Raw genomic sequence first — 411 nt, 5'->3', positions numbered from 1 at the left:
GGCCGGCCCGGCCACCGCCCACTGGCTGATCATCGCCAATATGGTGATGGGCGGCCTGGGCCTGGGCCTGCTGATGCCCAATCTGACCATCTTCGTCCAGCAGCTGGCGCCGCGCCGGCAGCTGGGGGTGTCGACCGCCATGCTGCAATCGACGCGGATGGTGGGCGGCATGCTGGGCACCGCCGTGATGGGCGCGGTGGTCAGCCACCAGTTCCAGCTGGGCGTGGCGGGCATGCTGGCGGCCGGCCACGCGCAAGCCTGGCTGCACTGGCTGGGCGATCCGCAAACCCTGCTCAACGCCGACAGCCTGGCGCAGTTCCGCCATGCCGCCGCCGCGGCCGATCCGGAGCGGCTACTGGCCGCCACCCGCCAGTTGCTGGTGGACGCCATCCATGTCAGCCAGTGGCTGGT

1 protein-coding gene is annotated in these 411 nt (G+C 71.3%); it reads left to right on the top strand.

What is annotated here, in order from left to right:
• A partial coding sequence (locus tag MY55_RS22340; RefSeq protein ID WP_167595316.1) for an MFS transporter occupies window positions 1–411 on the top strand: 411 nt, incomplete at both ends.

Origin of the sequence: Chromobacterium subtsugae (genome assembly GCF_001676875.1) — a bacterium.
In the GTDB taxonomy this organism is placed as follows: Bacteria; Pseudomonadota; Gammaproteobacteria; order Burkholderiales; family Chromobacteriaceae; genus Chromobacterium; species Chromobacterium subtsugae.
The sequence above is the reverse complement of the archived record's forward strand: the minus strand, read 5'-3'. Positions and strand labels throughout refer to the sequence as shown.